Origin of the sequence: Microbacterium sp. cx-55 (assembly GCF_021117345.1) — a bacterium.
In the GTDB taxonomy this organism is placed as follows: domain Bacteria; phylum Actinomycetota; class Actinomycetes; order Actinomycetales; family Microbacteriaceae; genus Microbacterium.
Window position 1 is genome coordinate 2,087,572 of sequence record NZ_CP088261.1, and the last position, 26,816, is coordinate 2,114,387.

Consider the following 26,816-nt stretch of genomic DNA (forward strand, 5'->3'; position numbering starts at 1 on the left):
TCCGTCCCGACCGTTCGCGGCCGGCGTACGGCGACTTCGTGCTCGCCCGGCGGTGCGATGTTTCTCTGCGACTAGCGTAGATCGCAACGACATCCCCCGGCTGAAAGGCGCCTGACGTGGCTGACGACGACGACCGGAGCCCCGAGGAACAGTTCCAAGAACTGCTCCGGCAGTTGTTCGGCGCGGAGGGGATCGACCCCGCGCAGCTGCAGCAGCTCTCCAGCATGGGCATCGACCCGGCGATGATGCAGCAGATGATGCGGCAGATGCAGTCCGCGTTCGTGTCCGGCGACGGCTCGATCTCGTGGGACGAAGCCCAGCGGCAGGCCCTGCACATCGCGAACCAGAGCGACCTCGGCGTCGGCTCGGGCGCGCGGGCCGATCTCGACCAGGCATTCACCCTGGCGACCCTGTGGCTCAGCGAAGCGACCACGATCTCCGACCTCGGCGAACCCGCCCGCGCGATCACACGCGGGGCGTGGGTCGAGGCGACGATGCCGGTCTGGCGCGAACTCGCCGAGCCCGTCGCGTCCAGCATCGCCGATGCGCTGACCGCGACCCTCTCCGACCAGCTGCCCGAAGACATGCAGGGCATGTTGCAGGGCGCCGGGCGGATGATGCGGACGATCGGCGGGTCGCTCTTCGCCAGCCAGCTCGGGCAGGTCGTCGGACGCCTGTCGACCGAGGTCGTCAGCGGCGGCGACGTCGGCATTCCGCTCATGCCGTCCGGCTCGGCCGCGATCCTGCCGCAGAACTTCGCCGACTTCGGGGCGGGGCTCGAGATCCCGGACGATCAGCTCGCCCTCTACGTCGCCGCCCGCGAACTCGCGCACGCCCGGCTGTTCCGCCACGCCAAGTGGCTGCGCCTGGACGTCATCGCACAGGTGACCGAGTTCGCCCGCGGAATCCGCGTCGACACGAGCGCGCTCGAAGACCTCGCCGCCCGCTTCGATCCGTCGCAGCCCGAAGAGCTGCAGCGGGCGCTCGAGAGCGGCGCACTGCTGCCCGAACGCTCCGAGCAGCAGACTCAGGCGCTGACGCGTCTGGAGAACCTGCTGGCCCTCATCGAGGGCTGGGTCGACGTGGTCACCGCCGACGCCACGTCGCGACTGCCGAGTGCCGACAAGGTCGCCGAGGTCGTCCGTCGCCGTCGCGCGGTCGGCGGACCCGCCGAGAAGGCGCTGGGTTCGCTCGTCGGTCTCGAGCTGCGTCCGCGCCGGATGCGGGAAGCCGCGGCCATGTGGCGGGCTGTCACCGACGCGGTCGGCGTCTCCGCTCGCGACGCGCTCTGGGACTACCCCGACCTGATGCCGAGTTCCTCGGACATCGACGACCCGGCGGCCCTCATCGCCCTCCTGGGCGCGCGGGCACGCGGCGAGCAGCCGGAGCCCGACGAGTTCGACCAGGCCCTGGAACAACTCCTGGCCGACGAGGGGCGCAGCAACGGCGACCCGGACTCCGCACCGGACGACCGTCCGGACGACGGCCGGAACGGACCCGCACCGGTCTGACTTGTCCTCCCCCGGGCGCGGAGGCGACCACATCCTGTGGACAACGGTCGCCTCCTCCCGGGACCGCACAGAATCGGGTCATGCTCCGACTCGACCCCGCGCATCCGCCCGCCTGGCGTGACGAGACCGCCCTGCAGTTCGGGATCGACGGTGTCCTCGTGCTCGAACACGTCGAGGCCTGGCACGAGATCCTGTTGCATTCACTCGAGTCGGGGATGACCGCATCCGATGCAATATCCATCGCCGGCGGCTACGGGGTTCCGCCCGCGGACGTGACGGCCTTCCTCCACCGGCTGCGTCCGGTGCTCGTGACGCGGCACGACGCTCCGCGAATCTACCTCGACGTCGCCGAGACCTTCCCGCATCCGGTCGGAGCCGATGCCGCGCAGATCCTGGCCGCCGATTTCGAGCTCGCGCAAGAACCCGCATCCGATGTGACGACCGTGTTCGTCGCCGCACATCTCGTGCACCCGCAGCGCGCCCTGTCGGTCGCCCGCAGCGGGGCGCCGCACCTGCCCGTCGTCTTCACGGGCGATCGCGCCACGATCGGGCCGCTCCTGCAGGCCGGGTCCGGTCCCTGCCTAGGCTGCTCGGTCGCGCACCGACGGGCCGCCGACCCGGCGTGGCCGAGCGTCGCCGCTCAGCTGCTGGGCAGACCCGCCGCTCCCGTCGCGCCCGGCTTCCTCGCCGAAGCGCTGGGCTTCGCCGCGCGCGTGCTCAGCGGGCGGGGCGGGCCCCGTAGCCGCTCGCACGCGGTGACGATCGACGCGCGGACCCTCCGCCGGACGTGGGCCGCGCAGTCTGTTCATCCAGAATGCGGTTGCCGATCTCTTGAAGGAACCGCGACCGTTGCCGCATCCCCCGTGCGGACGCTTCCGCCCACGAGAGCGACAGCGTACGCGCGGCCCGCGTGATCCCCACGTACGCCAGCCGGCGTTCTTCATCGATCTGCTCGAACCCCTGCGCGTAGGAGATCGGCAGCAAGCCCTCCGCGAGGCCGACCAGGTGCACGTGGTCCCACTCCAGCCCCTTCGCCGCGTGCAACGTCGCGAGGGTCACCGTGGCGAGCGACGGTTCGTGCTGATCCTTCGCGCGAGCCATCAGTTTGTCGGTGAAAGAGCGCAGCGTCGCGTCGGGGCCCTCGTCATCGGCGAGCCGCAGGATCGCGGATCGCGCCTCCCACGCGTCGCGCAACGCCCCGCCCGCGGGCGGTGGTTCGTTCGTGAGCCCGAGCGAGCGCAGCACATCGCGGACGCTGTCGCGGAAGCCGCTCTCCAGAGGTGCGACCGACGCCGCGCGGAGCGCCATCACGGCCTGCCGCACCTCGGGCTGGTCGAAGAACCGTCGACCGCCGAGCACCGTGGTGGGCACGCCCTGATCGGCGAGCGCCGTCAGCAGCTCCGCGGACTGCGCGTGCGCACGGTAGAGGATGGCGATCTGACGCGCATCGACCCCGGAATCGAGCTGGGCGCGGATGCGGCGCGCCACGCCCGCGGCCTCGTGTGCGTCGTCGTCGTAACGCACCAGCACGGGCGCCGGCGCGTCGAGCCCGCGGTCGGTGTCCAGATGCAGCGCACCGGGTCGTCCGCGCATCAGCGCGTTCGCCGTGCGGAGCACCGGCTCATCGCTGCGGTAGTTGCGCTCGAGGCGGAACGTGCGGGCATCCGGGTACTGGCGGGCGAACCCGAGTAGATGGGAGGCGTCCGCGCCGGCGAAGGAGTAGATGGTCTGGCTCGCATCCCCCACGACGCAGAGGTCGCGGCGATCGCCGAGCCATAGTTCCAGGAGACGGTTCTGCAGGGGCGACACGTCCTGGAACTCGTCGACCGTGAAGTGCCGGTACTGCTCACGCACCGCCTGCGAGACGCGGGGTTCCGCCTCGATCATGCCGGCGCAGGCGAGCAGGACGTCTTCGAAGTCGAGCTGATGCCGCTCGTCCTTGACCTTCTCGTACGAGCGGTGGAGGTCCCGGATGGCGCCGAGATCGAGCGACCCGACGCCGGTCCCCCGATCGGAGACGTACTGGTCGATGCTGCGCATCGTGACCTTGCGCCATTCGATTCCGGAGGCCACGTCGCGGAGCGTGGCGGTGTCGGGATGGAGCCCGATGACCTCCGCCGCCTGCGCGAGCAGCCGCACCTTGTTGTCGACGATCGCGGGAGCCGACGATCCGGCGACGACCGGCCAGAAGAAGTTCAACTGGGCGAGAGCCGCGGCGTGGAACGTGCGCGCGGCGACCCCTTCGATGCCGAGGGCGCGCAGACGCCCGCGCATCTCGCCGGCCGCCTTCGCGGTGAAGGTCACCGCCATCACGCGGCCCGGCGAGTACGTGCCGCTTTCCACGCCGTAGGCGATCCGGCGCGTGATGACTCGGGTCTTTCCGGTACCCGCGCCGGCGAGCACGCACACCGGTCCGCGGACGGCGAGCACGGCCTCGCGCTGGTGGTCGTCGAGGCCGGCGAGAGTGGTCTCGCTCACGCCGCGGACTCCGCCCAGTCGAGGATCAGCCGGTACGCGATCGAGGCCGTCCCGGGCAGGGTGAACTCGCCGCGTCCCGCGAACGCCTCGAGGATCTCGGCGCGGGTGAACCAACGGATCTCGAGGATCTCCTCGCCGTCGGCACGGGCCACGTCGTCGTCGTGTGCCGCGGCGTGAAATCCGAGCATGAGCGAGCGCGGGTACGGCCACGCCTGCGAGCCGCGGTAGCGCACGTCCACGACGTCGATGCCCGCTTCCTCCACGAGTTCTCGAGCGACCGCGGCCTCCAGCGACTCCCCTGCCTCCACGAACCCGGCGAAGCACGAGTAGCGTCCGGCCGGCCAAGCCGCGTTCGATCCGAGGAGAAGCCGGTCGGGGTCGATCGCGCTGGTCACCGCGACGATCACCGCGGGGTCCGTCCGCGGGAAGTGCTGACGCCCGCAATGCGGGCAGCGACGCACCCAGCCCGCCTGTTCGAGATGCGTCCGCGTGCCGCACGCGGGGCAGAAGGGAGCGTCGAGCAACCATCGCCCGAGACTCAGTGCCTCGATCGCGAACGCCGCATCTGTCGTGTCGAGCTCGCCCCCGACGACTCGCACCGCCGCCCAGTCGGACACGTCCAGCGCGGGCTCGGGCGCGTCGGCTCCGAACACCGCGGCCAGCACGCCCGCGCCGTCGCGTCGACCGAGCAACGCCCACTCGGGTTCGCCCGGGACGTCCTCCGGCCGGACGAACGCCAGACGCGCGGGCGCGGCCAGGGGAACGCGGTCTCCGTGCACCACGAGCACGAGCGTCGACGGGTTCGCGCGGAGTTCGGCGAGGATCTGCGGACGAACGCGTTCCTCGGCTGCCCGGTCGATACCGGCGCCGGCGAATGCCGGTGGGGTGGTTCCGGATGCGGTCACCGTTACCTCCTCGACGGGCGTGGCTCCCGGATCCGCCCGGGCGTTCGACCTACCCTGAAGGCATGCCACGCTCTCCTCTCACTCTAGCCGCGTCGGTGACGGCGGCTCTGCCGGGAGCCAACGTCGTGAGCGCTCGTGGCCTCGGCTCGAGCGACGGGCGGATCGCCTCCGCGGTCGCCGACCTCGACGACGGCAGCCGCGTCGTCGTGCGCGTCGGCGGCGACGACGAACCCGGCCGCGCGCTCGTCGCGGAGGCACGGGTGCTGGGCGCCCTGTCGGCCGGGGTGCGAAGTCTGCTGCCCTTCCGCGCACCGCAGCTCCTGGGCGAAGTGGGTGTCGCGGGTGGCGGGCGCGCGGTCGTCGCGGACTTCCTCGACGGTTACCGCGTGGACGCGGCCGACGTGCCCGCGGGGCCGGGTTTCGCGACGCTCCTCGGCACCGCGATCGCCGCGGTGCACGATCTTCCCGTCACGGTCATCCGCGCGGAGGGCTTTCCGGTTCGTTCCTCCGACCAGGTGCAGGCCGAGACCGCGCGCCTTCTCGAGCGCGCATCCGCCACCGGGCGGGTGCCGCAGACCCTCCGCGACCGCTGGCGTCACGCCGTCGAAGACGACAGCCTGTGGCGCTTCGAGTCGACCGTCGTGCTCGGCGGAGTCGAGGCGGGCTCGTTCGTCTTCGCCGACCAGGGCGAGGACGCGATTCCCACGGTGGTCGGACTTCTGGACTGGTCGGGGCTCTCGATCGGCGATCCCGCGGTCGACCTCCGCTGGGTCGCGAATGCACCGCTCGCGGCGGAGGACGTGCACGAGGCCTACGTGGCCGCATCCCACCGCTCGGCGGACGCTCACCTGATGGCGCGGGCACGACTGCTTGCCGAACTCGAGTTCGCGAAGTGGCTCGTCCACGGCCACGACGAGCAGGACGAGACGATCATGCAGGACGCCGAGCGGCTCCTCGCTTCGCTCGCCGACGCCACCGCCGACACCGACCTGGTGCGTCCGGATGGTCCGGATGTCGACGACGCGATCGCGTTGCTCGATCGGGTGCCGGCGGCGGCCGACACCGGGATCGACACGTCGATGCACACGGATGCGTACGATCCCGCCGAGCTCGGCGCCTACCTCGACGACGCCGCGCGCACCGACCGTGGCGACGACGACGCGGAGTCGATCCCCACGCTGCCGGTCGATCTCTCGGAATGGACCGTCACGCCCGACCTCGCCCCGCGCGAGAAGGCCGCTGCCGAAACGTCGCCGGCGACCGAGGCACCGTCGACAGCAGCCGCCGAGCCCGCGACCCTCGACGAGTCGGACGACCACGCCGAGGCCGCCCGCGCGTCCCGCGCGGCGCTCCGCCGGTGGAGCCAGTCCTGAGGCGGACGCCGCCTGGCCACACCGGCGCGACCGTGCGGTGCATCATCCGCGGATGATGCGGTCCTCCGCAACATAGAAGAGCGCCACGTCGATCTCGTCGAGCGGTACGCCGTGACGCTCGTGGTATGCGCGCCGGTACAGCTCCAGCTGCACCATCCGCTCGCGTACCTCCGCGTCACCGCGGGGCGCGCGACCGGTCTTCCAGTCCACGATCTCGATGCGCCCGCCGCGGTCCGCGCGCCGGTACACCGCGTCGAGTTTGCACACCACGACATGCGCGCGGCCGTCGAGCCCCACGTGCCGGAAATCGATCTCGGTCTCGACCTCGATGGGTTTCAACGCCCCCCACTCGGATGCCTCGAACGCGGCGACGAGGCGATCGAACTCCGCATCCGGACCGCTGTCATCGTCGGACGACGGGAAGAGCGCGTCGTCGAGCGATGCCATCGCGCTCACACCGGCACGCTGCTCGACCCACGCGTGGAAGCGGGTGCCGAGCGTCGTCTCGACGTACGGACGCTCCGGGAGCGGCCGCTCGAAGGCGGCGACAGCCGCCGCGTAGTCGGAGACGAAATCCTTGTACGCCGACGCCGGGATCCGCACCGGCGCCTCTCCCACGACCGGCCGGAGTCGCTCGTCACGTTCGGCGAGCAGCAGCGCGAGCTCGTCGTCGGGGTGCGCGCGCTCCATCGCCTGTGCCCCCTCGACCGCCGCGGCCGCGGCCGTCACCGCCGTTCGCCGCGCGCCGAGCGGGTCGATCGGCCAGTCCAGCGTGCGCACCAGATCGGCGTACGGGTCATCGCCCGGCTCGAGCGCGGGCGGTGCCATCCCGAGCGCATCTCCGATCTCGAGGAGGAACCGACTGAGGTCACGCGGTCGACGCGTGCCCGCCCAGAACGAACCGCTGAGCAGCAGGTGGTCTCGTGCGCGCGTCACCGCCACGTACGCCAGCCGGCGGTCTTCGTCGAGCGTGCGCGCGCGATGCGCCTCGATGAACTCGTCGCGGCCGCGCTTGAGCGCTTGCTGCGTCGGTGCGTCTCTCGCCTGCCAGCGATAGTCGGGCAGCCAAGCCGCATCTCCGCGGAACTCGTAGGGCAGCACCCCCGCGCCGAGCCAGCCGCGGGTCTCCCGCGGCGACGTCGGCAGCTCGCCCTCGACGAGTCTCACCACCGCGACCGCATCCCACTCGAGTCCCTTCGACCCGTGGATCGTCAGCAGCTGCACGACGTCTTCTTCGGGCGGGTCGGTGCGCGGGGCCAGATCGTCGCTGCGCTCGGCGTAGTCGAGCCACGCCAGCAGGCTCGTGATGCTGCCGTGCTCATCTGCGGAGAGGAACGCCCCGACCTCGTCGACGAACGCCCGGACCTGCGCCGACGCCGTGCGGGCGGGTCCGCGCGCCTCGTTCGCGGCGAGTTCGATGTCGAGGCGCAGCTCGATCTCGATCGCACGGATGAGCTCGGGGATCGGCAGGGTGCCGGAGGCATGGCGGAGACCGGAGAACACGCCGGCGGCTTCGCGGAGGCGTTCTCGGGCATCGGGGGTGAACCCGGCGAGCCAGCCGTGATCGGCACGGTGACGGGAGAAGAACTCCAGGGCGTCGATCAGCGACCCGCGATCGTCGACGCCCGCGGCCCGCAGGCGCGCGAGAACGTCGGCCTCCATCGGGGCTCCGGAGGCATCCAGACGCGCCAGGCGCCGCGACAGATCGCCGAGCGCGGCAAGATCCGCCACGCCGATCGACCACCGGGGACCGGAGAGCAACCGGATGAGCGCCGAGCCGGCAGACGGGTCGCTCACCACGCGCAGGGCGCTCACGATGTCGACGATCTCGGGGGTGGTCAGCAACCCGCCGAGACCGAGCATCCGATAGGGGATGCCGTGTCGAGCGAGGGCCTCCGCGAACCGCGGCATGTGCTTCTTCGCGCGGAAGAGGATCGCCCCGGTCGTCTGCTCCCCCGCGGCGGCGCGCTCGGCACGAACGCGAGCGAACCACCGGGCGACCGCGTCGGTCTCGGCGTCGAGGTCGGTCTCGGCCACGATCTGCACGTCCCCGGACGCGGCGCCCGGGCGGGCGCGAAGCTCCCCGACTGGCACGGCTGCCCGGGTCGCGAGCGGCGCGAGAACGGCGGTCGCCGCGGTCAGCACGACGGGGCTGTTGCGCCAGCTCGTCAGAAGACGGAACCGTTCGCACTCGCCGTCCGGGGCGAAGGCGCTCGGGAAGCCGTCGAGGTTGCCGGCGGACGCGCCCCGCCATCCGTAGATCGCCTGGTGCGGATCGCCGACCGCCATCACGGCCGTGCCGCCGAAGAGCTGCGCGAGCAGGAGCGTCTGCACGACCGACGTGTCTTGGTACTCGTCGAGCAGCACCACACGGAAGCGGTCGCGCAGCTCCGCGGCGACCGCGGGATCGGCGTTCGCGATCTCGTACGCCCCCGAAACCTGATCGGCGAAGTCGATGACCCCGAGGCGGCGCTTGCGCTCGGCGTACTCGCGGGCGAGGCGCGCGAAAAGCGCCAGCCGATCGACGGCTGCCGCATCCGTTCGAACATCCGCGTAGACCGTGGTGCGCGCCGAATCCGAGGGCCGCTCGAGTACGTCTCGGAACCGCTCGGGGAATCGCTCCAGCACGTCCAGGTCGACGAGATTGTCGACGCTGTCTCGCGCGACCCGCAGCGCCTGGTCGACCAGGGTGCGGACGGACCCGTCGAACGCGTCGAGCGCCGGGTCGTCGGAGGCCAGCACGACACGGCGCATGAGCAGCCACGCGGCGGATTCGGAGAGCACGACCGCCTCCGCGTCCCGGCCGATGCGCACGGCATGTTCGCGGACGATCGAATCGGCGAAGCTGTTATAGGTCGACACCGTCGGGCGATCCAGCAGGTCATCGGCCGGCGCGGCGTCCGGAGCCTCACCGGGCGCACCCAGCGCATCGAGCGCATCCCGGCGCGCCGATTCGCCGCCGCCCTCCCGCTCGATGCGCCCGAACACCTCGAGCGCGCCGTCGGCGTGCAGGGCAGGGAGCTGCGCGAGGAGCCCCCGCCGTTCGAACTCCGCCAGCCGGATGAGGCGTCGCTGCACTCGTTCGGCGAGTTCTCCGGAGGCCTTGCGCGTGAACGTCAAGCCGAGCACCTGATCGCGGCGGACGATCCCGTTGGCGACGAGCCACACGACACGCCCTGCCATCGTCTCGGTCTTGCCGCTGCCGGCGCCCGCGATCACGAGCGCGGGGCGAGCCGGGGACTCGATCACGGCGGTCTGCTCGGCCGTCGGCGGAAACTGCCCGAGAGCGGCGGCGATGGCGGCCGCACCGATGCGCGGCTCGTCGGCGGAGGCGGCGGTCACGGCGCACTCACCGGGGGGACCGTGTGGATGCGGCACAGCCCGTGGCCGAAATCATCGCGGCAATGATCTTCGTAGGGGGCCCGGAACGTGCGCCCGGACATCACCCGGGCCGCGTCGTCGAGGCGCGCGAGGAATGCTGCTCTCCCCTGCTCGTCGAGCGGGGGTTGCGTGGGCGTCGTGTAATCGTGCTTCGTTCCCGGCTGCAGAACGAGCAGCTTCGCCCCCGCCGTCTGCCGCTCGCCCGCGTCGGGTACCGCGCCCGCGGCGACGGCGACCTGGTACGCGGCCAGCTGCGGATGCTCGGCCACCTTGGCGTCGGTGTGCGGCACACTCTTTCCGGTCTTCAGATCGACGATCACCACGCGGTCATCCGCCGTCGCCTCCACGCGGTCGATCGTCCCCGACAGCACGAGGGGAAGGGCCTGGTCATCGTCCGGGAACGGCAGTTCGACCTCGAATCGCGATTCCGCGCCCAGCAGCCGACCGCCCTGCGCCTCGAACTCGCGGAGATAGCGCGACAACCGCCGCACGAGGTCCTGCGCGCGGGCGCGCTCAGCGCGCTCGCGCCACGGAGCATCGAACTCGAGCTCGCTCCACCGCGCGGCAACGGCCGCCCAGAGCGAATCGGCATCCGGCTCGGCGGTTTCGAGCGCATGGTGCAGAAGCGTGCCGAGCCCCGCGGTCATCGTGCCCGGGTCTCCCCCGAGGTCACCGATCACCCAGTCGAGTTGGCACTGCTCCAACGCCTCCACGCGCGATGGCGACACGCGCACGCTCTCGGCCCGCGGGTCGTGGAGCGGCGCGGTCGATGTCGGCGGAGCCACGCCGTACCAGGTCGTCGGCGCGGCACCCGGAACCCGGGCGTCCGCCAGCAGGGCGAGCTGCGCGGCGGCATGCGCGCGCTGGCCCGGGGTGCTGCTCGCCGTGACGAGCGTGCGACGGTGCGCGGCGGTCAGCCCCCGGAGCGACAGGGGATGCACGACGGGCGCCGGGGCCGCATCCGGAAGCACCTCGAGAAACGGGCTCGGCGCGTGGGCGTCATCGGCGACCGCGGTGACGATGACCCGGTTGTTCGCCCGCGAGAGCGCGCGGGCGAACAGCCGCAACTCGTCGTGGAGGACCTCGCGGCGGCGGTCGAGCGCCGACGAAACGGGAGCGTCGGGACGCATGGCCTCCGCCAGACGCCACGCCTGCAAGAGCGTGCCGCGCAGGCGCGTGTTCGGCCAGACGCCGTCCTGCACCCCCGCGATCACGACGGTGTCGAACTCGAGGCCGAGCGCGGCGGTGGGCGTGAGGATCTGCACCCGTCGACGACCGCCCGGGGCGGAGAACAGGTCGTCTGCCACGTCGCTGTCGAGCACGCCGCGCAGGAACACCATCGGGCTCGCCACGCCGCCGTCCTCCGCGCGCTCGCCGAACCGTTTCGCCGCCTGGAACAGCGCGACGATCGCGTCGAGGTCGCGGCCGGCCTGCTCGGCCAGCGGGCCGTTGCCGCGCGCGGTCTGCGCCCAGGAGCGCTCGTGGCCGCTCCGCGACCACGCCGTCCACAGCAGCTGATGCGCGCTGGCGCCGCTCGCTAGTTCTGCGCGCAGCATTCCCAGGGTTTCCGCCACGCGCGCCGCGCGCAGCGCCTCGCGCGTGCCGAGCAGCACGAGCTCCGCGGGCTCCCGGAGCGCGGCGGCGAACAGCTCCCGCGCCGGGCGAGCACCTCCGGCCGCGATCTCGGACTGCCGCAGGGCGCTCCGCAGCCGTCGCAGGTCGACGGGATCGAACCCCGCCGACAGCAGCGTCTCGACCGGATCCGATTCATCGTCGTCAGCAGCCGCGCACACGACGCTCACGAGACTTCGCACGCTCCCCCGGCGCCCGAGCGGCTCGGCGAGTCCGGGCGCGCGGGCGGGCACCTCGCGCGCCGACAGCTCTGCCTCCAGGGTCGCCACCTGCCGCGAATCGTGCGCGATCACCGCGCACCGCTCCCAGGCGACGGCGTCGTGCAGATGCCGCTCCCGCAGCACGCGGGCGATCGCGTCGTGCTCCTCGGTCACCGAGCGCGCGGTGAGTACTCGCACGGAGCCGTCATCGGCTGCGCCGCGCGGCGCAGAACGATGCGCCACGATTCCGGCGGCGCCGATCCGCTGCGTGACCGCGCGGACGACGTCGGCGTTGAAGGCCGTGCCCCGATGCACCGCACGGAGCACGATCGTCTCGCCGAGCGAACCCGCCAGCGCGGCGAAGTGCTCGGGTCGGGCGCCGCGGAACACCCCGGAGCCGAGGTCGGGGTCGCCGAACGCCATCACCCCGACGCCGCGCTCGTGCAGCGCCTCGAGGAGAGCCACCCCGCCCCGGGTGAGTTCCTGCGCGTCGTCGACCAGCACGGCGCCGAGACGGCGGACGGCCGCGAAGGCCGGATCGGCGTGGTCCAGTGTGCGCACCAGCGCCACCGCTTCGTCGGTGAGTCCGGCCGCATCGCGGTACGCCGTCCGGAGGTCGGCGCGGACGTCGTCATACTCGACCATGAACTCCGCGAGCGCCGCCCACACCGGCACGCCGTGCCGCCGGGCGAGTTCGCTCAGATGGGCGGGAGAAAGCTGCAGGGCGACGCACTCCGCCAGAAACGCGCGGACTTCGCTCCGGAACGCACGAGACGAGCGCACGGAGGCACCGAAGCCGTCGGGCCAGAACGAGGGCGCACCCTCTGCGTCGTCGGCTTCGTGACCGCGGAGGAGATCGTGGATGATCTGATCGTCGTCGGCACCGGTGAGAAGTCGCGGCGCGGGGCGGCCGCGCTGGATCTCGTGGGCGCGCACGATCTCGAACGCCAACGACACCACGGACCGCGCCGGGGCCCCCGACCTCGCGCTCCCCATCGCGATCGACAGACGGTCTCGCAGGGCGGTCGCGGTCTGCCGGGTCGGCGTCAGCACGAGCACGGCGTCCGGGTCGATGCCTGCCCGAACGAGCGCCGCCGCGCGCTCGACGATGACCGTCGTCTTACCGCTGCCGGGCGCGCCGACGACGAGACCGGATGCGGACGCCGGCCGCGCGAGCACAGCGGCCTGATCGTCGTCCCAGACCGGGTCGGTCGCCTCCGGCGCCGCCACGGAATCGCTCACCGCATCCATCCCTGCAACGCTAACCCGGACCGCCGACACGCGTTCGCCCACAGCGTGCCGCCGAGGCCCCCCGGGGACGGACCGCGTCCGGTGAGGTGCCGTAGGCTCGAAAACGCCCCCAGAACCCCGACACGAGGAGCGCATCCGTGGAGATCCGCATCGGCATCGCGAACACCGGCCGCGAGCTCAACTTCGAGACCGCCCAGCCCGCCGAGGACGTGAAGAAGTCCATCGCCGAAGCACTCAACGAGAAGGCACCGTTCGTCAGCTTCACCGACGTGAAGGGCAACTCCTACCTGGTGCCCTCCGCCGCCCTGGCCTACATCGAACTCGGCACCGAAGAGACCCGCCGGGTCGGCTTCTTCGCCTGAGCAGATGGACATCCTGCTCGCGTTCGTCTTCGGAGCAGCGCTCGGGGTGATCGCGCATGCGATCCTCCCGGGGCGAGAGCTCCGCGGCGCGGCGCTCGCGCCTATCGTGGGCGCCCTCGTCGGCGGCGCCGTCTGGCTCGCACTCACGTGGGCCGGACTCACGACGGATGACGTCGTCCTGTGGGCTGCGGCGCTGCTCGTCCCCGCGGTCGTGGTGGTCGTGGGAGTGGTCGCGCTGACCCGCATCCGACGCTCGCACGACGCCCGCGAGGCCGCGCGCCTCGGAATCGCCTGACCGAGCCGCGCGCTTGGCGCTGCCGCCCGCTCAGGACGAGAGGTTCATGGCCTCCATGCGCCGCGCGTGCGCGGCCATGAGCTGGGTGAAGACCGGCTCCACGCGGTCATCCAACGGGACGCCGTCCGCGGTGCTCCGGAGGGCGGCGCGCGCGATGAGCAGGGTGTCGCCCACGAGGCGCCGACCCCACATCGCCAGGAGCGATGACCATTCCGGGTCTCCGGCGATGGTCTCGGTGATGATCTCGACGATCGCCTGCCGGTCGTCCTTGCCGCCGAGCGTGCGTGCCACCCGGCGGCCGGTCTCGCCGTAGCCGCCGGAGAGCGCCAGGTAGAAGTCGTCGAGCATGCCCGCCGTGAGATGCACGGAGATCAGCGTCTCCTGCGGACGGATGCCGTGGGTCGCCGCGCGGAATGCGTCGAGCGGCTCGCGGAACGGCAGCATCAGCGCGGTCGGATCGTCTCCCCGTTCTCGGATGAGGGCGACCAGCTCTTCGTGCTTGCGAAGAGCGGCTCCTGCCGCGCGCGAGAGTGCCTCTTTCTGCGCGAGCTCGGGGGTCGAGGCGATCAACTCGCTGAGCGTCTCGAAGAAGCCGAGCTGCAGGTACGCGGCCTGGCCCAGGAAAATGTCGATGTCGGGCGCGAGCTCGGCGAAATCGACCCGCGTCGCACCGTCGAGCTCGCCACGCGAACGCAGCCGGAGCGCGCGATCGACAGGGGCACGCCGACGCCGGAACCATTCCCACACGCGTTACAGCCTACGGCTCGGGTATCGTGGGATCCGCCTCGGCGTCGGACCGAGGCCACCGCGCCTGGGACGAGAAGGGCGTGGACATTCCGCCGGCGGTCACGAACCGCCATCGACCAGACAGGTTCATATAGTGACGACCTTCGCCGAACTCGGCGTGGACCAGGACATCATCGACACCCTCGCCGCGCGCGGGATCGTGGATTCCTTCCCCATCCAGGAACAGACCATCCCCCTCTCCATGCCGGGCCAGGACATCATCGGCCAGGCCAAGACGGGCACCGGCAAGACCTTCGGCTTCGGCATCCCGGTCGTGCAGCGCCTCGGACCCAACCCGGAACCGGGCGTCAAGGCCCTCATCGTCGTCCCGACCCGCGAACTCGCGGTGCAGGTGTACGAAGACATGGACATGCTGACGTCCAACCGCTCCACGAGCGTCGTCGCCATCTACGGCGGCAAGGCCTACGAGGGCCAGATCGACCAGCTCAAGGCCGGCGCGCAGATCGTCGTCGGCACCCCCGGTCGCCTGATCGACCTGAACAACCAGCGACTCCTCGACCTGTCGAACGCGACCGAGGTCGTGCTCGATGAGGCCGACAAGATGCTCGACCTCGGCTTCCTCTCCGACATCGAGAAGATCTTCCAGAAGGTCGCCCCGGTGCGCCACACCCAGCTCTTCTCGGCGACCATGCCCGGCCCGATCGTGGCCCTGGCGCGGCGGTTCATGTCGAACCCGATCCACATCCGCGCCACGGACCCCGACGAGGGGCTCATGCAGGCGAACATCCGCCATCTCGTCTACCGCGCGCACTCGCTCGACAAGGACGAGGTCATCGCCCGCATCCTGCAGTCCGAGGGCCGGGGCAAGACCGTCGTCTTCACCCGCACGAAGCGCGCGGCGCAGAAGCTCGTCGACGAGCTGAACGACCGCGGCTTCAACGCCGGCGCCGTGCACGGCGACATGAGCCAGGAAGCGCGCGAGCGCTCGATGGCGGCATTCAAGGCCGGCAAGAAAGACATCCTGATCGCCACGGATGTCGCCGCTCGCGGTATCGACGTCGACGACGTGACCCACGTGATCAACCACACGATCCCCGACGACGAGAAGACCTACCTGCACCGCGCCGGCCGCACCGGCCGTGCGGGCAAGACGGGTATCGCCATCACGTTCGTCGACTGGGACGACATGCACAAGTGGGCGCTCATCAACCGCGCGCTGGACTTCGGCCAGCCGGAGCCGGTCGAGACCTACTCGTCCAGCCCGCACCTGTTCGAAGATCTCGACATCCCCGTCGGCACCAAGGGGCGGCTGCGGAAGCTCCCCGTCGTTCCGGCGACGGCATCCGTGCCGACGCTCGAGGGCGCCGCGGCCGGATCCGATGCCTCGCGTCGCCGTCGCCGTCGCCGCTCGGACGGCTCGGCCGCCGGTGAGCCGTCCGCGGCCGGCAGCAGCACGGCCACGAGCACGACGGAGACCGAGGGCCGCGGCACGCACGACGGCGGAGGCTCCGAGCACCACGACGGCAACGCCGCACCGCGCCGGCGCCGTCGTCGTCGCGGTGGCTCCCGTCCCGAGGGCGGCGCACCGGCCGCATCCTGATCCGAAGCGCCCCGTCATCACGCGATGACGGGGGCGCTTCCGGTTCCGCGCTCGACGATCCGAGCGACCATCTCATCGCTCGTGGTGTTCTCACCCGGGCGATTGGGCTTTCCGGCGCCGTGATAGTCGCTGGATCCGGTCACGATGAGGTCGTGCCGCCGCGCCAGGTCCCGGAGCACGCGTTTTCCGGCCTCGGTGTTCTCACGGTGGTCGATCTCGAAGCCGGCGAGGCCGAGACCGATCAACTCTTCGATGTACGGCAGCGGCATCATCCGGTCCCGGCCCGCCGGCGTCGGGTGCGCGATGATCGGCACTCCCCCGGCCGCGACGACCAGGCGGACGGCGGTCGCCGGATCGGGCGCGTAGTGCGGTTCGTAGTATCCCTCGCGAGGATGCAGCACGCCGTCGAAGGCCGCACTCCGATCGGCGACGATTCCGCGCGCGACGAGCGCATCGGCGATGTGGGGCCGCCCGACGGTCGCATCACCGACGGTCTGTGCGACGACATCCGCCCACGTCAGGTCGTAATCGCGCGACAGGCTCGCCACGATCCGCTCCGCGCGACCGCGGCGGTCGTTCCGGATGCGGGCCGTCTCGGCGGCGAGGGCCGGATCGTCCGGGTCGAAGAGGTACGCGAGCAGGTGCACGCTGCGCCACGCGTGCTGGGAACTCAACTCCATGCCCGGGATCAGGGTCATCCCGAGTGACACCGCGGCGGGAGCGGCATCGGCCCAGCCCGCCGTCGTGTCGTGGTCGGTGAGGGCGACGGTGCGCAGTCCGAACGCGCGCGCCGAACGCATCACGATCTCCGGAGGCTCCGTGCCGTCCGACCGCGACGAATGCAGGTGCAGGTCGGCCGGCCCATGGATCTGCCCGTTCGCCATCCGTCGAGCGTACCGCGACGATCCTCGGGCACGACCGCCTCGGTCGGGCGATGCCCAGGTCGACTGCATAGGCTCGCAGGGTGCGCCGCCTCTTCGGAATCCTCGTGATCGTGCTGTGCGCGATCGGTGCCGCGGTCCTCACCTGGCCGGACTTCTTCCGCCTCGCACAAACGTATCCGCTCGCCCAGGTCATCTCCTTCCGAGTGCTCGTCGTCGCGGGCTTCGCCGTGCTCGTCGTCGTCTTCCTGCTGCTCGCGACGCTGCGCCCCGTTCGCCGGTTCGCACTCTCGCTCGCGGTGATCGCGCTCGCGGCCGCCGTCGCCGGCGGGGCGATCGTGGCCACCCGCGGAACCGGAACGCAAACGCTCCCGGAGAAGACGGCCGACAGCATCCGGGTCATGACCTGGAACACCGCGGGGGCCGCGACGTCGGCGGAGACGATCGCACAAACGGCCGTCGCGATGGGCGCCGACATCGTCTCGCTGCCCGAGACCACGATCGAGACAGGCGCACAGGTCGCCGTTGCGATGCGAGACCTCGGCCAGCCGATGTGGGCCCATCACACCGAGTACGGCACCGACGGCTGGGCCGCGGACTCGACCACGCTGCTGGTGTCTCCGAACCTCGGCACCTACTCGGTCATCGAGTCATCCCAGGACGGATCGAGCAACACGTCGACGGTCCCGAGCGCGGTCGCCATGCCGACGGATGGCGACGGCCCCATCATCGTCGCCGCCCACGCGGTCGCTCCCCGCGAGGACGCGATGGACGATTGGCGGCACGACCTGCAGTGGCTTGCCGATCAGTGCGCCGACGACAACGTCATCATGGCCGGAGACTTCAACGCGACGATCGACCACATGGCCCGGCTCGGCGCGGACGGCGGCGTGCTCGGGCGGTGCCGCGACGCGGCGTCGCAGACCGGCAACGGCGCGGTCGGCACGTGGCCGACGCAGCTGCCCGCCCTGGCCGGCGCGCAGATCGACCATGTGCTCGCGACGCCCGATTGGACGCCGACGGGCTCGGTGGTCCTGACCACGCTCGACGACGCCGGCAGCGACCATCGCCCGCTCGTGGTGCAACTCGAACGCACCGGCTGACGTCAGCCGCGTCCGGTGGGAGACTGGAGGCATGGCAGATCCCACGGACATCCCCACGATCACGACGGCCGAGCCCGCACCCGCGCAGCCCTCGAACCGCAAGCAGCCGTTCCCGTCCGGATTCCTCCAGACGATCTCCGAAGGCTGGGCGCAGCGCCCCGAAGCCGTCGTGCCGCCGCGCATCGAGGCCGCGTACGCGGCACGCCGCCGCGATGCCCTCTCCGCCGTGTTCCCGGGCTCGCGACTGGTGATCCCGGCGGGCGACCTGAAGGTGCGCAGCAACGACACCGACTATCCGTTCCGTGCGCACACGGCGTTCGCGCACCTCACCGGTTGGGGCACGGATGCCGAGCCCGGCGCCGTGCTCGTCTTCGAACCCCGGCCCGGCGAGGGTCACGACGTCACCCTCTATTTCCGCGAGCGCGCCGACCGCACGACCGCGGAGTTCTACAGTGACGCGAGCGTCGGCGAGTTCTGGATCGGACCGCGCCCGTCACTGGATGAGGTCGCCGCCGATCTCGGCATCGCGACGGCCCACATCGATGCGCTCGAGCGCGCCGACGACGACCGCGTCGTCGAGGAGGACGCGGACCTCGACCGGGTCGTCTCCGAGCTCCGACTCCTCAAGGACGACTACGAGATCGCGCAGCTGCAGCTCGCGGTCGATGTGACCGCATCCGGATTCGATGACATCGTGCGCGAACTGCCGCGGATCATCGCGCACCCGCGCGGTGAGCGGATCGTGGAGGGAGTCTTCCACCTGCGCGCACGAAGCGATGGCAACGGCGAGGGGTACGACACGATCGCCGCATCCGGCGCGCACGCCTGCTACCTGCACTGGACGCGCAACGACGGCGCCGTTCGCCCGGGTGACCTGATGCTCGTCGACGCCGGCGTCGAGGTCGACAGCCTCTACACCGCCGACATCACCCGCACGATCCCGGTCGACGGTCGCTTCACCGACGTGCAGCGCCGCGTCTACGAAACGGTTCGCGAAGCGGCGGATGCGGCGTTCGCCGCGGCACGACCGGGAGTCCGGTTCCGCGAAGTGCACGCCGCGGCGATGGACGTCATCGCTCGCCGCGTCGCCGAATGGGGGCTCCTGCCGGTCACCGCCGAGGAAGCACTCGACGCCGACACGGGCGGGCAGCACCGGCGCTACATGGTGCACGGCACGAGCCATCACCTCGGGCTCGACGTTCACGACTGCGCTCAGGCGCGCCGGGAGATGTACTACGACGGTCTGCTCGAACCCGGAATGGTCTTCACGATCGAACCGGGCCTCTACTTCCAGGCCGACGACCTCACGGTCCCGGCCGAGTATCGCGGAATCGGCGTGCGCATCGAGGACGACATCCTCATGACCGCCGACGGCCCGGTCAATCTGTCTGCCGGCATCCCCCGCACGGCCGACGAGATCGAGGAGTGGGTCGCGCGCCTGCGCGCGTAGGTTCTGGGCCCGGTCGCCGCCGTCAGCGGCGGCCGGCCGCCCCGGCTCGCGGTGTCAGGCGCGGTCGGCGCTCTGCGGCGTATCGCCCGCCCCGGGCGCGGGACGCGTGGGATCGATCCGCTCGCCGTACCGCGGCGGTGCCTGCTCGGGTCGCGCGGGCGCGGGGGGCGCATCGCCCGGCTCCGCGGGAACGGGGTGCGCGGGAAGCGGCGGCGCCGCGGGAGCCGAGTCGGCCGTCTTCGCCGCGCCCAGGGCGGCGCGTGCGCGGTGCACACTGGAGGCCATCACCCGAACGTCGTAGTGGTCGGCCACGACCTGCATCACCGACGCGAAGTCGCGACGGCGGCGAACGATCGAGAACATCAGGATGCTCATCAGCATCCCGATCGCGATGCCCACCAGCAACACACCGACGAATGCCTGAATGGCCACGGTGGGAGTGCCGAGAACGAAGATGAAGGCGAACAGCACACCGAGAACGAGTCCGTTGACCGCGCCCGATCGCGCAGCCGTCGCGTAACCGAGGCGTCCGGTCACCCGCTCGATCGAGCGGAGCCCCTGACCGACGATCGCGATCTCCTTCGCGGGCACGTCCGCAGCGATGAGAGCGGATACCGCCTTCTGCGCTTTCTCGTACTGCGAGAACGACGCGACGGTCTCGCCCGCTTCCGCGGAACCGGCCGTGAACGGTGCACCCATGCTCATCCCCTCATCTTGTCACGCCCGCCTGCGCGTGCGCCCGGCACGTCGCGGCCGCCCGGTCTACGCTGGAACAGTGAGTACACAACGGGTCTTCGTCGCGCGCCTGGCCGGCTGCGCGGTCTTCGATCCGGTCGGGGACCGGCTCGGAAAAGTTCGCGATGTCGTCGTCATCTATCGAACGAACGATTCGCCGCGGGTGGTCGGCCTCGTGGTCGAGATCCCGGGTCGGCGTCACGTGTTCGTTTCGATCGGACGCGTCACGACGATCGAGACGGGTCAGGTCATCACGACCGGCCTCATTAACGTGCGCCGCTTCCAGCAGCGCGGCGGCGAGGTGCGCGTGCTCGCCGAACTCGTCGGCCGCAAGGTCACCTTCACCGACGGTTCCGGGCAGGCGGTCATCGAGGACGTCGCGATCGAACGCGACCGGATGGGCGCGTGGGACGTCGGCCAGGTCTTCCTCCGGAAGCCGAAGACGACCGCATCCCCGTTCGCGAAGGGCGCGACGACGTTCGCGCACTGGAACGACGTGCACGAGCGCCAGGCGCCCGGCGAGGCCCAGTCCGCCGAGCACCTCGTCGCCAGTTACTCCGAGCTGAAGGCCGCCGACCTCGCGAACACCCTTCTCGACCTTCCGCAGGAACGCCTGCTCGAGGTCGCCGAAGAACTTCCCGATGACCGCCTCGCCGACGCGCTCGAAGAGATGCCCGAAGAGGAGCAGGTGCACATCCTCGAGGCACTCGGTGAGGAGCGGGCCGCCGACATCCTCGATGCGATGGAGCCCGACGACGCGGCCGACGTGCTCGCGCAGCTCCCCGCCGACCAGCGCGAAGAGCTGCTCGATCTGATGGAACCCGACGAGGCCGACGACGTGCGCGCCCTGCTGCAGTACAGCCCCGACACGGCGGGCGGTCTGATGACGCCCGAGCCGATCGTGCTGTCGGCCGACAACACGATCGCCGAAGCGCTCGCGGTCATCCGCCGCCACGAACTGCATCCCGCCCTCGCGGCCGCGGTCTTCATCACCCTGCCCCCGTTCGAGACGCCCACGGGCCGGCTCCTCGGCATCGTGCACTTCCAGCGGATGCTGCGCTATCCCCCGCACGAGCGCCTCGGCGCCATGATCGACGACTCGATCGAGCCGGTGTCCGCGTCGGCATCCGCTCAGGAGGTCGCACGTCTCCTCGCCAGCTACAACCTCGTGTCGCTCCCAGTCGTGGACTCCGCGCACCGACTGGTGGGCGCGGTGAGCATCGACGACGTGCTCGACTACCTGCTGCCCGACGACTGGCGCACCGGCGACGCCGGCACGCCCGCAACCTCCGGCGTGAACGGGGTGCACACCTGATGGCCCGGTCCTCGCGAGCGCGGGTGCCTGCTCTCGACGCGCCCCGCGGCCGCTCCGTGATCATGAACCGTTCGCCGCAGCCCTCGCGCGACCGGTTCGGCCGATTCACCGAGTGGATCGCCCGGGCGATGGGCACCCCCTGGTTCCTGCTCGGGCTGAGCCTGTTCTGCGTGCTGTGGCTCATCTGGAACACGATGCTGCCGGCCCACCTGCGCTTCGACTCCGCCGACAACGGCTTCACCGCCCTGACCCTCGTGCTCTCCCTCCAGGCCTCCTACGCGGCGCCCCTCATCCTGCTCGCGCAGAACCGACAGGACGACCGCGACCGGGTGCAGATCGAGCAAGACCGGCAGCGCGCGGAGCGGAACCTCGCCGACACCGAGTACCTCGCTCGCGAGATCGTGGCCCTCCGGATGGCGATGACCGACGTATCCAGCGAAGCGGTGACCCGCGATGTGCTGCGCGACGAGCTGAAGGCGCTCCTCGAAGACCTCGACGGCCGCGCGTCCGGCGAGTCCCTCGCCGTCACCGCCAAACGTGAGGAACGCCGCCGCCGCACCGAGCGCCGCGAGAAGGCCGAGCGGGACGCACGTGACCGCTGACGGCGATCTCGCCGGCGCGGTTCGGACAGCCGTCGGGGCTGTCATCGATCCGGAGCTGCGCCGACCGCTCGGTGAGCTCGACATGATCCGGAGCGTCACCGCGTCCGACGACCGGGTGCGGATCGAGATCGCCCTCACGATCGTCGGCTGCCCGGCGTCGGACCGCATCGAGCGGGACGTCCGGGCTGCCGCGGCCACGCTGCTGCCGGCGGAACGCATCGACGTCGAGCTGGGCGTCATGACCCCTGAGCAGCGGGCTGCGCTCACCGAACGCCTCCGGGGCGCCCGGGCGCGGGGCATCCCGTTCACCCGCGACAGTCTCACGCGCGTCATCGCGGTCACGAGCGGTAAGGGCGGCGTCGGCAAGTCCACGCTCACCGCCAATCTCGCCGTGGCGCTCGCGCGCACCGGCCGGTCGGTCGGGTTGGTCGACGCCGATGTGCACGGTTTCTCCATCCCGGGGCTGCTCGGACTCGTGGACGCCGCGGGCCGAACGGTGCGACCGACGAAGATCGACGACCTGATCGTGCCGCCGATCGCCCACGGTGTGAAGGTCGTCTCGATCGGGATGTTCCTACGCGAGGGCGACGAGGGTCGCGCGGTCGCCTGGCGAGGGCCCATGCTGCACCGCACGGTGCAGCAGTTCCTGACCGACGTCTGGTTCGGCGACATCGACGTGCTGCTGATCGACATGCCTCCCGGCACGGGCGACATCGCGATCTCGGTCGGCCAGCTGCTTCCCCACGCCGACGTGCTCGTCGTGACCACCCCGCAGCACGCGGCGGCCGACGTCGCGGTACGCAGCGGCACCGTGGCCCGGCAGACCGGTCAGCGCGTCGTCGGCGTGGTCGAGAACATGGCGCCGATGACCCTGCCCGATGGCACCGTGCTCGATCTGTTCGGAAGCGGCGGCGGCGATGCGGTGGCCCGCGCGCTGTCGGCCGAGGGCGACGCCGTGCCACTGCTGGCGTCCGTGCCGCTCAGTCCCGCACTGCGCGCGGGCGGCGACGCGGGCCTTCCCGTCGTGCTGGCCGCCCCCGACGATCCGGCCGGTCGGGCGATCACGCACCTCGCCGAGCAGCTGGCCGCATCCGGCCCGTCCCTCGCGGGACGCGCCCTCCCGCTCGGAGTGCGCTGAGCCCTCAGGTGGCTTCGTTGTCGTAGGGGGGAATCTCGCCCTTGGGCAGGTCCCGTCGCTCCGGATTCGTCGCGACCATGGTCGCCGCCGTGCCCGCCGCCCGGACCGTCGCCGTCGGCGGATCGTCGAGCAGTGCTTCGCGGATGATGCGACGCGGGTCGTACTGGCGCGGGTCGAGCTTGCGCCAGTCGACGTCGTCGAACTCGGACCCCATCTCGTCCTGCACGCGCGTCTTCGCGCCGCGCAGGAAGTCGCGGGTGCGCGCCGTCGCCCGGGCGAGGGCCTCGGCGTACCCGGGCAGCCGCTCGGGCCCGATGAGGAGCGCGGCAATCACGCCGATCAGCAGCAGCTTCTCGATCGTGAGCCCGAAGAACATGCCTCCAGATTACCGCCGCGCCTGCCGGTCGACGGCCGCCCGCGCGCATAGGCTGACGGCGGAGGAAGCATGCCCGGACACGACGCCAGCGACAGGTTCGCCCACGAGGCCATCATCGAACCCGAACACATCGCACGCGCACGCACACACGCCCTGGAGATCGGCGCCGACCCCATCAGCGCTCGCGTCGGCGCGCAGGTCGCGGTGCTCGCGGCCGCATCCCGCGCACTGAACATCGTGGAGATCGGCACCGGCGCGGGAGTGTCGGGACTGTGGCTGCTGCACGGTGCGCCGCGCGCCATCCTCACCACCATCGACAAAGAGCCGGAGCACCTCGCGACCGCTCGCCGCGCGTTCTCGGATGCCAAGGTTCCGCCCGCACGCGCCCGGTTCATCACGGGGCGGGCGTCCGACGTCCTCCCCCGCATGAACGAGGCGTCGTACGACATCGTGTTCGTGGACGCGGATCCGGATGGCGTCATCGAGTACGTCGAACATGGACTCCGGCTGGTTCGCCCGGGCGGTCTCGTGCTCGTGCCGCGAGTGCTGGCCGGCGGCGCCGTTGCCGATCCTGTGCGCCGGGAACCGATCACGAGCGCCTACCGTTCGCTCATCCAGGAGACCCAGGGTTCCCCCGCGGTCATCGGCGCACTGTCGATCGTCGGCGAGGGCCTCCTGCAGCTCACGACGATCGACGAGAACCGCGCGTAACGCACCCGCGTTACATGACGAACGGCCGGCGTGACATGACGAACGGCCGGCGTGACATGACGAACGGCCGGCGTGACATGACGAACGGCCGGCCCTTTTCGGGACCGGCCGTTCGGCGTATGAAGAAGTGAATGATCGGCTCAGGCGCCGACGACCTCGCTCAGCACGCCGTGCAGTTCCTTGGCTTCGGCGTCGTTGACCGAAACGACCAGACGGCCGCCCCCTTCGAGCGGAACGCGAACGATGATGAGGCGCCCCTCCTTCACAGCCTCCATCGGGCCGTCCCCTGTTCTCGGCTTCATGGCTGCCATCGTGGCTCCCTTTCGTGGATGTCGTGAACCTTAAGTTTATCGTCCCGCGGGGAACTCGCGGACGCCGTCCACATATGGGGCGTATTCTTGCCGCCATCTTGCGTCATGGGATGCGGCGGAACGTCACGGAATGCGCCAGAACGTGTTCGCGAGACCGTACATGTTGTAGATCCACCACCATTGCCCGGCGAGGCCGGCGACGAGGACCACGATCCGCCATACCGTGCTCCGTGGCACCGCGAGGGCGCCCCACAGCGGCGACACCGGCAGGAGGAGACGGAAGATGCTCGACTGGGGGAAGAACACCGCGAGCAGGTAGAGCAGGTAGGCCGCACTCCAGAGGCTGATCTCCACTCCCAGCCGGCGAACCGGCGCCGCGAACAGGAGAGCGGCCGCGACGCCGACGATCAGCAGTCCGAGCACGACGTAGCCGAGCACGACGGGCCACCCCCACTGCTCCGCCCAGAACCGGGTCGCCTCGAGGAAGCCGTCGAAGGGGAAGAACTGGCCCGGAGAATCGGGGATCCAGTTGCGGCGCCAGGCCAGCTCGGTCGCCAGATAGGCGCTGGCATCGCCGGTCACGATTGCCGCGATCACCTGCCACGAGAAGCCGACGACCGCCGCCCACAGCCCCAACGCGACGATGTGCACGACCTCGCGCGCGGGCAGCGGCTCGACGCGGCGGCGGAACCAGCGCCAGATGCCGAATAGCGCGAGGAACAGCGAGAACGCGAGCACCCCGGGTCGGGTGAAGCCCATCACCGGCACGAGCAGGTACAGCCACGCGTAGCGTCGCCGCATCACGAGCAGGAGCGCGAGGAACAGCCAGAACAGGAAGAGCGACTCGGCGTAGCCGACTTGGAAGAGCGCCGCCAGGGGCCCCGCCGCGAAGAATACGACCGCCCACGTCGCAGCGCTCCGGTCCAGGCGCAGCCGCAGCATCCGGTACAGCGCCCAGGACGCTCCGTATCCCGCCACGAGGGAGATGAGCACGGCGGCCACACCCCAGCCGCCGAGCACCGTGCCGAGCGCCCCCGCGAGGAACGGGTACAGCGGCATGAACGCCCACTGGTTCTCGGCGACGAGTCCCGTGTCGGTCAGCGGCAGCTGCGCCGGGTAGCCGTTCACGGCGACGAACCAGTACCAGGTCGAATCCCACCCCATCGCGAGATCGCCGACCGTGGCGTTCGCTCCGAATCGCGAGGTCGGACCCGACAGCGCGGCCGCCGCGACGAAGAATCCCGTCGTCACCGCGCGCGCCGCGAGGTACAGGATGCCGATGCGGAGCGCCGCCGGCCAGCCCGCCCAGCGCGCAGCGAGGCGTGTGGTCAGCGGGTCAGCCACGTGCGGAGTCCGCGTTCGACGTCGTCGATCTGAGCGAGCGGCACGGCCTCCTCGTCGTGGTGGGCGAGGCTCGGGTCGCCGGGACCGTAGTTCACGGCCGGCACCCCGAGCGCCGAGAACCGCGCGACGTCGGTCCAGCCGTACTTCGGGCGCGGTACGCCGCCGACGGCCTGGAGGAACTCCTTCGCGAGCGGCGCGTCGAGTCCGGGCCGCGCTCCGTCGGCGCGGTCGACCACATCCACCTCGAACCCGGCGAACACGTCGCGCACGTGCTCCTCCGCTTCGTCGACCGAGCGGCTCGGCGCGAACCGGTAGTTGACCTCGATCTCGCAGAGGTCCGGGATGACGTTGCCGGCGATGCCCCCGCTGATGCGCACCGCGTTCAGACCCTCGCGGTACTCCAGCCCCTCCACCTCGATGGTGCGAGGGCGGTACTCCGCGAGCCGGCTGAGAACAGGGGCCGCCGCGTGCACCGCATTCTCGCCGATCCACGCCCGCGCGCTGTGTGCGCGCACCCCGTGCGTGCGGACGATCGCGCGCAGGTTGCCGTTGCATCCGCCCTCGATGCGGCCGTTCGACGGTTCGCCGAGGATGGCGAAATCACCGGCGAAGAGATCGGGGCGGGTCCGGGAGAGCCGCGTCAAGCCGTTGAGGTCGGCATCCACCTCCTCGTGGTCGTACCACATCCACGTGATGTCGGCCCGGGGGTCGGTGAGCTCTGCCGCGAGGTGCAGTTGCACGGCGACGCCCGCCTTCATGTCGACCGTGCCGCGCCCCCAGAGCGACGGGACGCCGTCGATGTCGGCGAAGCGGGTGGGAAGGTTGCGATTGATCGGAACGGTGTCGATATGACCGGCGATCACGACGCGCTGAGCGCGACCGCGATCGGTCAGCGCGACGATCGTGTCGCCGTCGCGGTAGACGTCGAGGTGCGGCAGGGCGCTGACCGCATCCGCGATCATGTCGGCGAGCGTCGTCTCGTCGCCGGACACGCTCGGAACGTCGCAGATCAGGCGGGTGAGCTCGATCGAGCTCAGGGACAGATCGAGCTCGGGCATGCCGTCCACTCTAGCGAGCGCTGATCGACGCGCGTGCGAGGCCGATAGCCTGGTGCC

General features: G+C 71.1%; 22 protein-coding genes. 11 read left to right on the forward strand and 11 right to left on the reverse strand.

The features are described from left to right. Positions 1-116 precede the first annotated feature (116 nt). The gene (locus LQ938_RS09920; protein ID WP_223720752.1) at positions 117-1,511 is read left to right on the forward strand and encodes a zinc-dependent metalloprotease; all 1,395 of its coding nucleotides are present in this window, start codon (positions 117-119) and stop codon (positions 1,509-1,511) included. A 717-nt stretch (positions 1,512-2,228) separates the two neighbouring features. Here the strand turns inward: LQ938_RS09920 and LQ938_RS09925 are convergent. Together LQ938_RS09925 and nudC are read right to left on the reverse strand one after the other, a co-directional pair. After that, positions 2,229-3,989 carry an ATP-dependent helicase gene (locus LQ938_RS09925; protein ID WP_223720751.1) on the reverse strand — a complete coding sequence of 587 codons (1,761 nt, stop codon included), beginning with the start codon at positions 3,987-3,989 and terminating at the stop codon, positions 2,229-2,231. Next, entirely contained in the window at positions 3,986-4,894 is a 909-nt protein-coding gene (gene nudC / locus LQ938_RS09930; protein WP_223720750.1) for an NAD(+) diphosphatase, read from the reverse strand. Before nudC ends, LQ938_RS09925 begins: the two co-directional genes overlap by 4 nt. Positions 4,895-4,956: 62 nt before the next feature. Between nudC and LQ938_RS09935 the strand changes: the two genes are divergently transcribed. Continuing rightward, positions 4,957-6,267, forward strand: a complete 1,311-nt coding sequence (locus LQ938_RS09935; protein ID WP_223720749.1) for a phosphotransferase — start codon at positions 4,957-4,959, stop codon at positions 6,265-6,267. Between the two features lie 42 nt (positions 6,268-6,309). Here LQ938_RS09935 and LQ938_RS09940 read toward each other — a convergent pair whose 3' ends face one another. Then, positions 6,310-9,609, reverse strand: a complete 3,300-nt coding sequence (locus LQ938_RS09940; RefSeq protein WP_223720748.1) for an ATP-dependent DNA helicase — start codon at positions 9,607-9,609, stop codon at positions 6,310-6,312. Then, positions 9,606-12,722, reverse strand: a complete 3,117-nt coding sequence (locus tag LQ938_RS09945; protein WP_231341318.1) for an ATP-dependent helicase — start codon at positions 12,720-12,722, stop codon at positions 9,606-9,608. The genes LQ938_RS09940 and LQ938_RS09945 overlap by 4 nt, the downstream gene beginning before the upstream one ends. 146 nt (positions 12,723-12,868) lie before the next feature. Between LQ938_RS09945 and LQ938_RS09950 the strand changes: the two genes are divergently transcribed. Then, positions 12,869-13,093 carry a DUF3107 domain-containing protein gene (locus LQ938_RS09950; protein WP_223720746.1) on the forward strand — a complete coding sequence of 75 codons (225 nt, stop codon included), beginning with the start codon at positions 12,869-12,871 and terminating at the stop codon, positions 13,091-13,093. Between the two features lie 4 nt (positions 13,094-13,097). Next, positions 13,098-13,388, forward strand: coding sequence for a hypothetical protein (locus tag LQ938_RS09955; protein ID WP_223720745.1), 291 nt, complete (start codon positions 13,098-13,100; stop codon positions 13,386-13,388). A gap of 30 nt (positions 13,389-13,418) precedes the next feature. On the opposite strand, the gene LQ938_RS09960 is transcribed toward LQ938_RS09955, so the two are convergent. Next, entirely contained in the window at positions 13,419-14,135 is a 717-nt protein-coding gene (locus tag LQ938_RS09960; protein WP_223720744.1) for a ferritin-like fold-containing protein, read from the reverse strand. Positions 14,136-14,268: 133 nt separating this feature from the next. Here LQ938_RS09960 and LQ938_RS09965 point away from each other — a divergent pair, with 133 nt between their 5' ends. Further along, positions 14,269-15,735, forward strand: a complete 1,467-nt coding sequence (locus LQ938_RS09965) for a DEAD/DEAH box helicase (protein ID WP_223720743.1) — start codon at positions 14,269-14,271, stop codon at positions 15,733-15,735. A gap of 17 nt (positions 15,736-15,752) precedes the next feature. Here LQ938_RS09965 and LQ938_RS09970 read toward each other — a convergent pair whose 3' ends face one another. Beyond that, positions 15,753-16,619: a PHP domain-containing protein gene (locus tag LQ938_RS09970; RefSeq protein WP_223720742.1), complete on the reverse strand. Its 867-nt coding sequence runs from the start codon at positions 16,617-16,619 to the stop codon at positions 15,753-15,755. An 80-nt stretch (positions 16,620-16,699) separates the two neighbouring features. Here LQ938_RS09970 and LQ938_RS09975 point away from each other — a divergent pair, with 80 nt between their 5' ends. Beyond that, a complete protein-coding gene (locus LQ938_RS09975; protein ID WP_223720741.1) occupies positions 16,700-17,719 on the forward strand; it encodes an endonuclease/exonuclease/phosphatase family protein in 1,020 nt (339 codons plus the stop codon). A 31-nt stretch (positions 17,720-17,750) separates the two neighbouring features. Continuing rightward, positions 17,751-19,169 (forward strand): aminopeptidase P family protein, encoded by a 1,419-nt coding sequence (locus tag LQ938_RS09980; RefSeq protein ID WP_223720740.1) that lies wholly within the window; start codon positions 17,751-17,753, stop codon positions 19,167-19,169. A gap of 54 nt (positions 19,170-19,223) precedes the next feature. Here the strand turns inward: LQ938_RS09980 and LQ938_RS09985 are convergent, their stop codons facing one another. Next, positions 19,224-19,874, reverse strand: coding sequence for a general stress protein (locus tag LQ938_RS09985; protein WP_223720739.1), 651 nt, complete (start codon positions 19,872-19,874; stop codon positions 19,224-19,226). 70 nt (positions 19,875-19,944) lie between these two features. On the opposite strand from LQ938_RS09985, the gene LQ938_RS09990 reads away from it, so the two are divergent. From LQ938_RS09990 to LQ938_RS10000, 3 genes are read left to right on the forward strand one after another with little or no spacing between them, the layout of a single operon-like run. Beyond that, on the forward strand, positions 19,945-21,219 hold the full coding sequence (locus LQ938_RS09990) for a magnesium transporter MgtE N-terminal domain-containing protein (RefSeq protein ID WP_223720738.1): 1,275 nt from the start codon (positions 19,945-19,947) through the stop codon (positions 21,217-21,219). Further along, a complete protein-coding gene (locus tag LQ938_RS09995) occupies positions 21,219-21,821 on the forward strand; it encodes a DUF1003 domain-containing protein (RefSeq protein WP_223720737.1) in 603 nt (200 codons plus the stop codon). Before LQ938_RS09990 ends, LQ938_RS09995 begins: the two co-directional genes overlap by 1 nt. After that, a complete protein-coding gene (locus LQ938_RS10000) occupies positions 21,811-22,959 on the forward strand; it encodes an Mrp/NBP35 family ATP-binding protein (protein ID WP_223720736.1) in 1,149 nt (382 codons plus the stop codon). Before LQ938_RS09995 ends, LQ938_RS10000 begins: the two co-directional genes overlap by 11 nt. 4 nt (positions 22,960-22,963) lie before the next feature. On the opposite strand, the gene LQ938_RS10005 is transcribed toward LQ938_RS10000, so the two are convergent. Then, positions 22,964-23,335 carry a Sec-independent protein translocase TatB gene (locus LQ938_RS10005; protein ID WP_223720735.1) on the reverse strand — a complete coding sequence of 124 codons (372 nt, stop codon included), beginning with the start codon at positions 23,333-23,335 and terminating at the stop codon, positions 22,964-22,966. A 69-nt stretch (positions 23,336-23,404) separates the two neighbouring features. On the opposite strand from LQ938_RS10005, the gene LQ938_RS10010 reads away from it, so the two are divergent. Further along, entirely contained in the window at positions 23,405-24,046 is a 642-nt protein-coding gene (locus LQ938_RS10010; protein ID WP_223720734.1) for an O-methyltransferase, read from the forward strand. A gap of 140 nt (positions 24,047-24,186) precedes the next feature. On the opposite strand, the gene LQ938_RS10015 is transcribed toward LQ938_RS10010, so the two are convergent. From LQ938_RS10015 to dapE, 3 genes are all read right to left on the reverse strand, one after another. Further along, the gene (locus LQ938_RS10015; protein WP_223720733.1) at positions 24,187-24,357 is read right to left on the reverse strand and encodes a DUF3117 domain-containing protein; all 171 of its coding nucleotides are present in this window, start codon (positions 24,355-24,357) and stop codon (positions 24,187-24,189) included. A gap of 123 nt (positions 24,358-24,480) precedes the next feature. Continuing rightward, entirely contained in the window at positions 24,481-25,701 is a 1,221-nt protein-coding gene (locus tag LQ938_RS10020; RefSeq protein ID WP_223720732.1) for a hypothetical protein, read from the reverse strand. Further along, positions 25,686-26,759, reverse strand: coding sequence for a succinyl-diaminopimelate desuccinylase (gene dapE / locus LQ938_RS10025; RefSeq protein WP_223720731.1), 1,074 nt, complete (start codon positions 26,757-26,759; stop codon positions 25,686-25,688). Before dapE ends, LQ938_RS10020 begins: the two co-directional genes overlap by 16 nt. Positions 26,760-26,816: the final 57 nt, after the last annotated feature.

What these genes read in the sequence shown, in the direction of transcription:
- LQ938_RS09935 (WP_223720749.1), top strand. Translation starts at nt 4,957, where the DNA reads ATGCCACGCTCTCCTCTCACTCTAGCCGCGTCGGTGACGGCGGCTCTG.
- LQ938_RS09955 (WP_223720745.1), top strand. Translation starts at nt 13,098, where the DNA reads ATGGACATCCTGCTCGCGTTCGTCTTCGGAGCAGCGCTCGGGGTGATC.
- LQ938_RS09970 (WP_223720742.1), bottom strand. Translation starts at nt 16,619, where the DNA reads ATGGCGAACGGGCAGATCCATGGGCCGGCCGACCTGCACCTGCATTCG.
- LQ938_RS09980 (WP_223720740.1), top strand. Translation starts at nt 17,751, where the DNA reads ATGGCAGATCCCACGGACATCCCCACGATCACGACGGCCGAGCCCGCA.
- LQ938_RS09985 (WP_223720739.1), bottom strand. Translation starts at nt 19,874, where the DNA reads ATGAGCATGGGTGCACCGTTCACGGCCGGTTCCGCGGAAGCGGGCGAG.
- LQ938_RS09995 (WP_223720737.1), top strand. Translation starts at nt 21,219, where the DNA reads ATGGCCCGGTCCTCGCGAGCGCGGGTGCCTGCTCTCGACGCGCCCCGC.
- LQ938_RS10005 (WP_223720735.1), bottom strand. Translation starts at nt 23,335, where the DNA reads ATGTTCTTCGGGCTCACGATCGAGAAGCTGCTGCTGATCGGCGTGATT.
- LQ938_RS10010 (WP_223720734.1), top strand. Translation starts at nt 23,405, where the DNA reads ATGCCCGGACACGACGCCAGCGACAGGTTCGCCCACGAGGCCATCATC.
- LQ938_RS10015 (WP_223720733.1), bottom strand. Translation starts at nt 24,357, where the DNA reads ATGGCAGCCATGAAGCCGAGAACAGGGGACGGCCCGATGGAGGCTGTG.
- dapE (WP_223720731.1), bottom strand. Translation starts at nt 26,759, where the DNA reads ATGCCCGAGCTCGATCTGTCCCTGAGCTCGATCGAGCTCACCCGCCTG.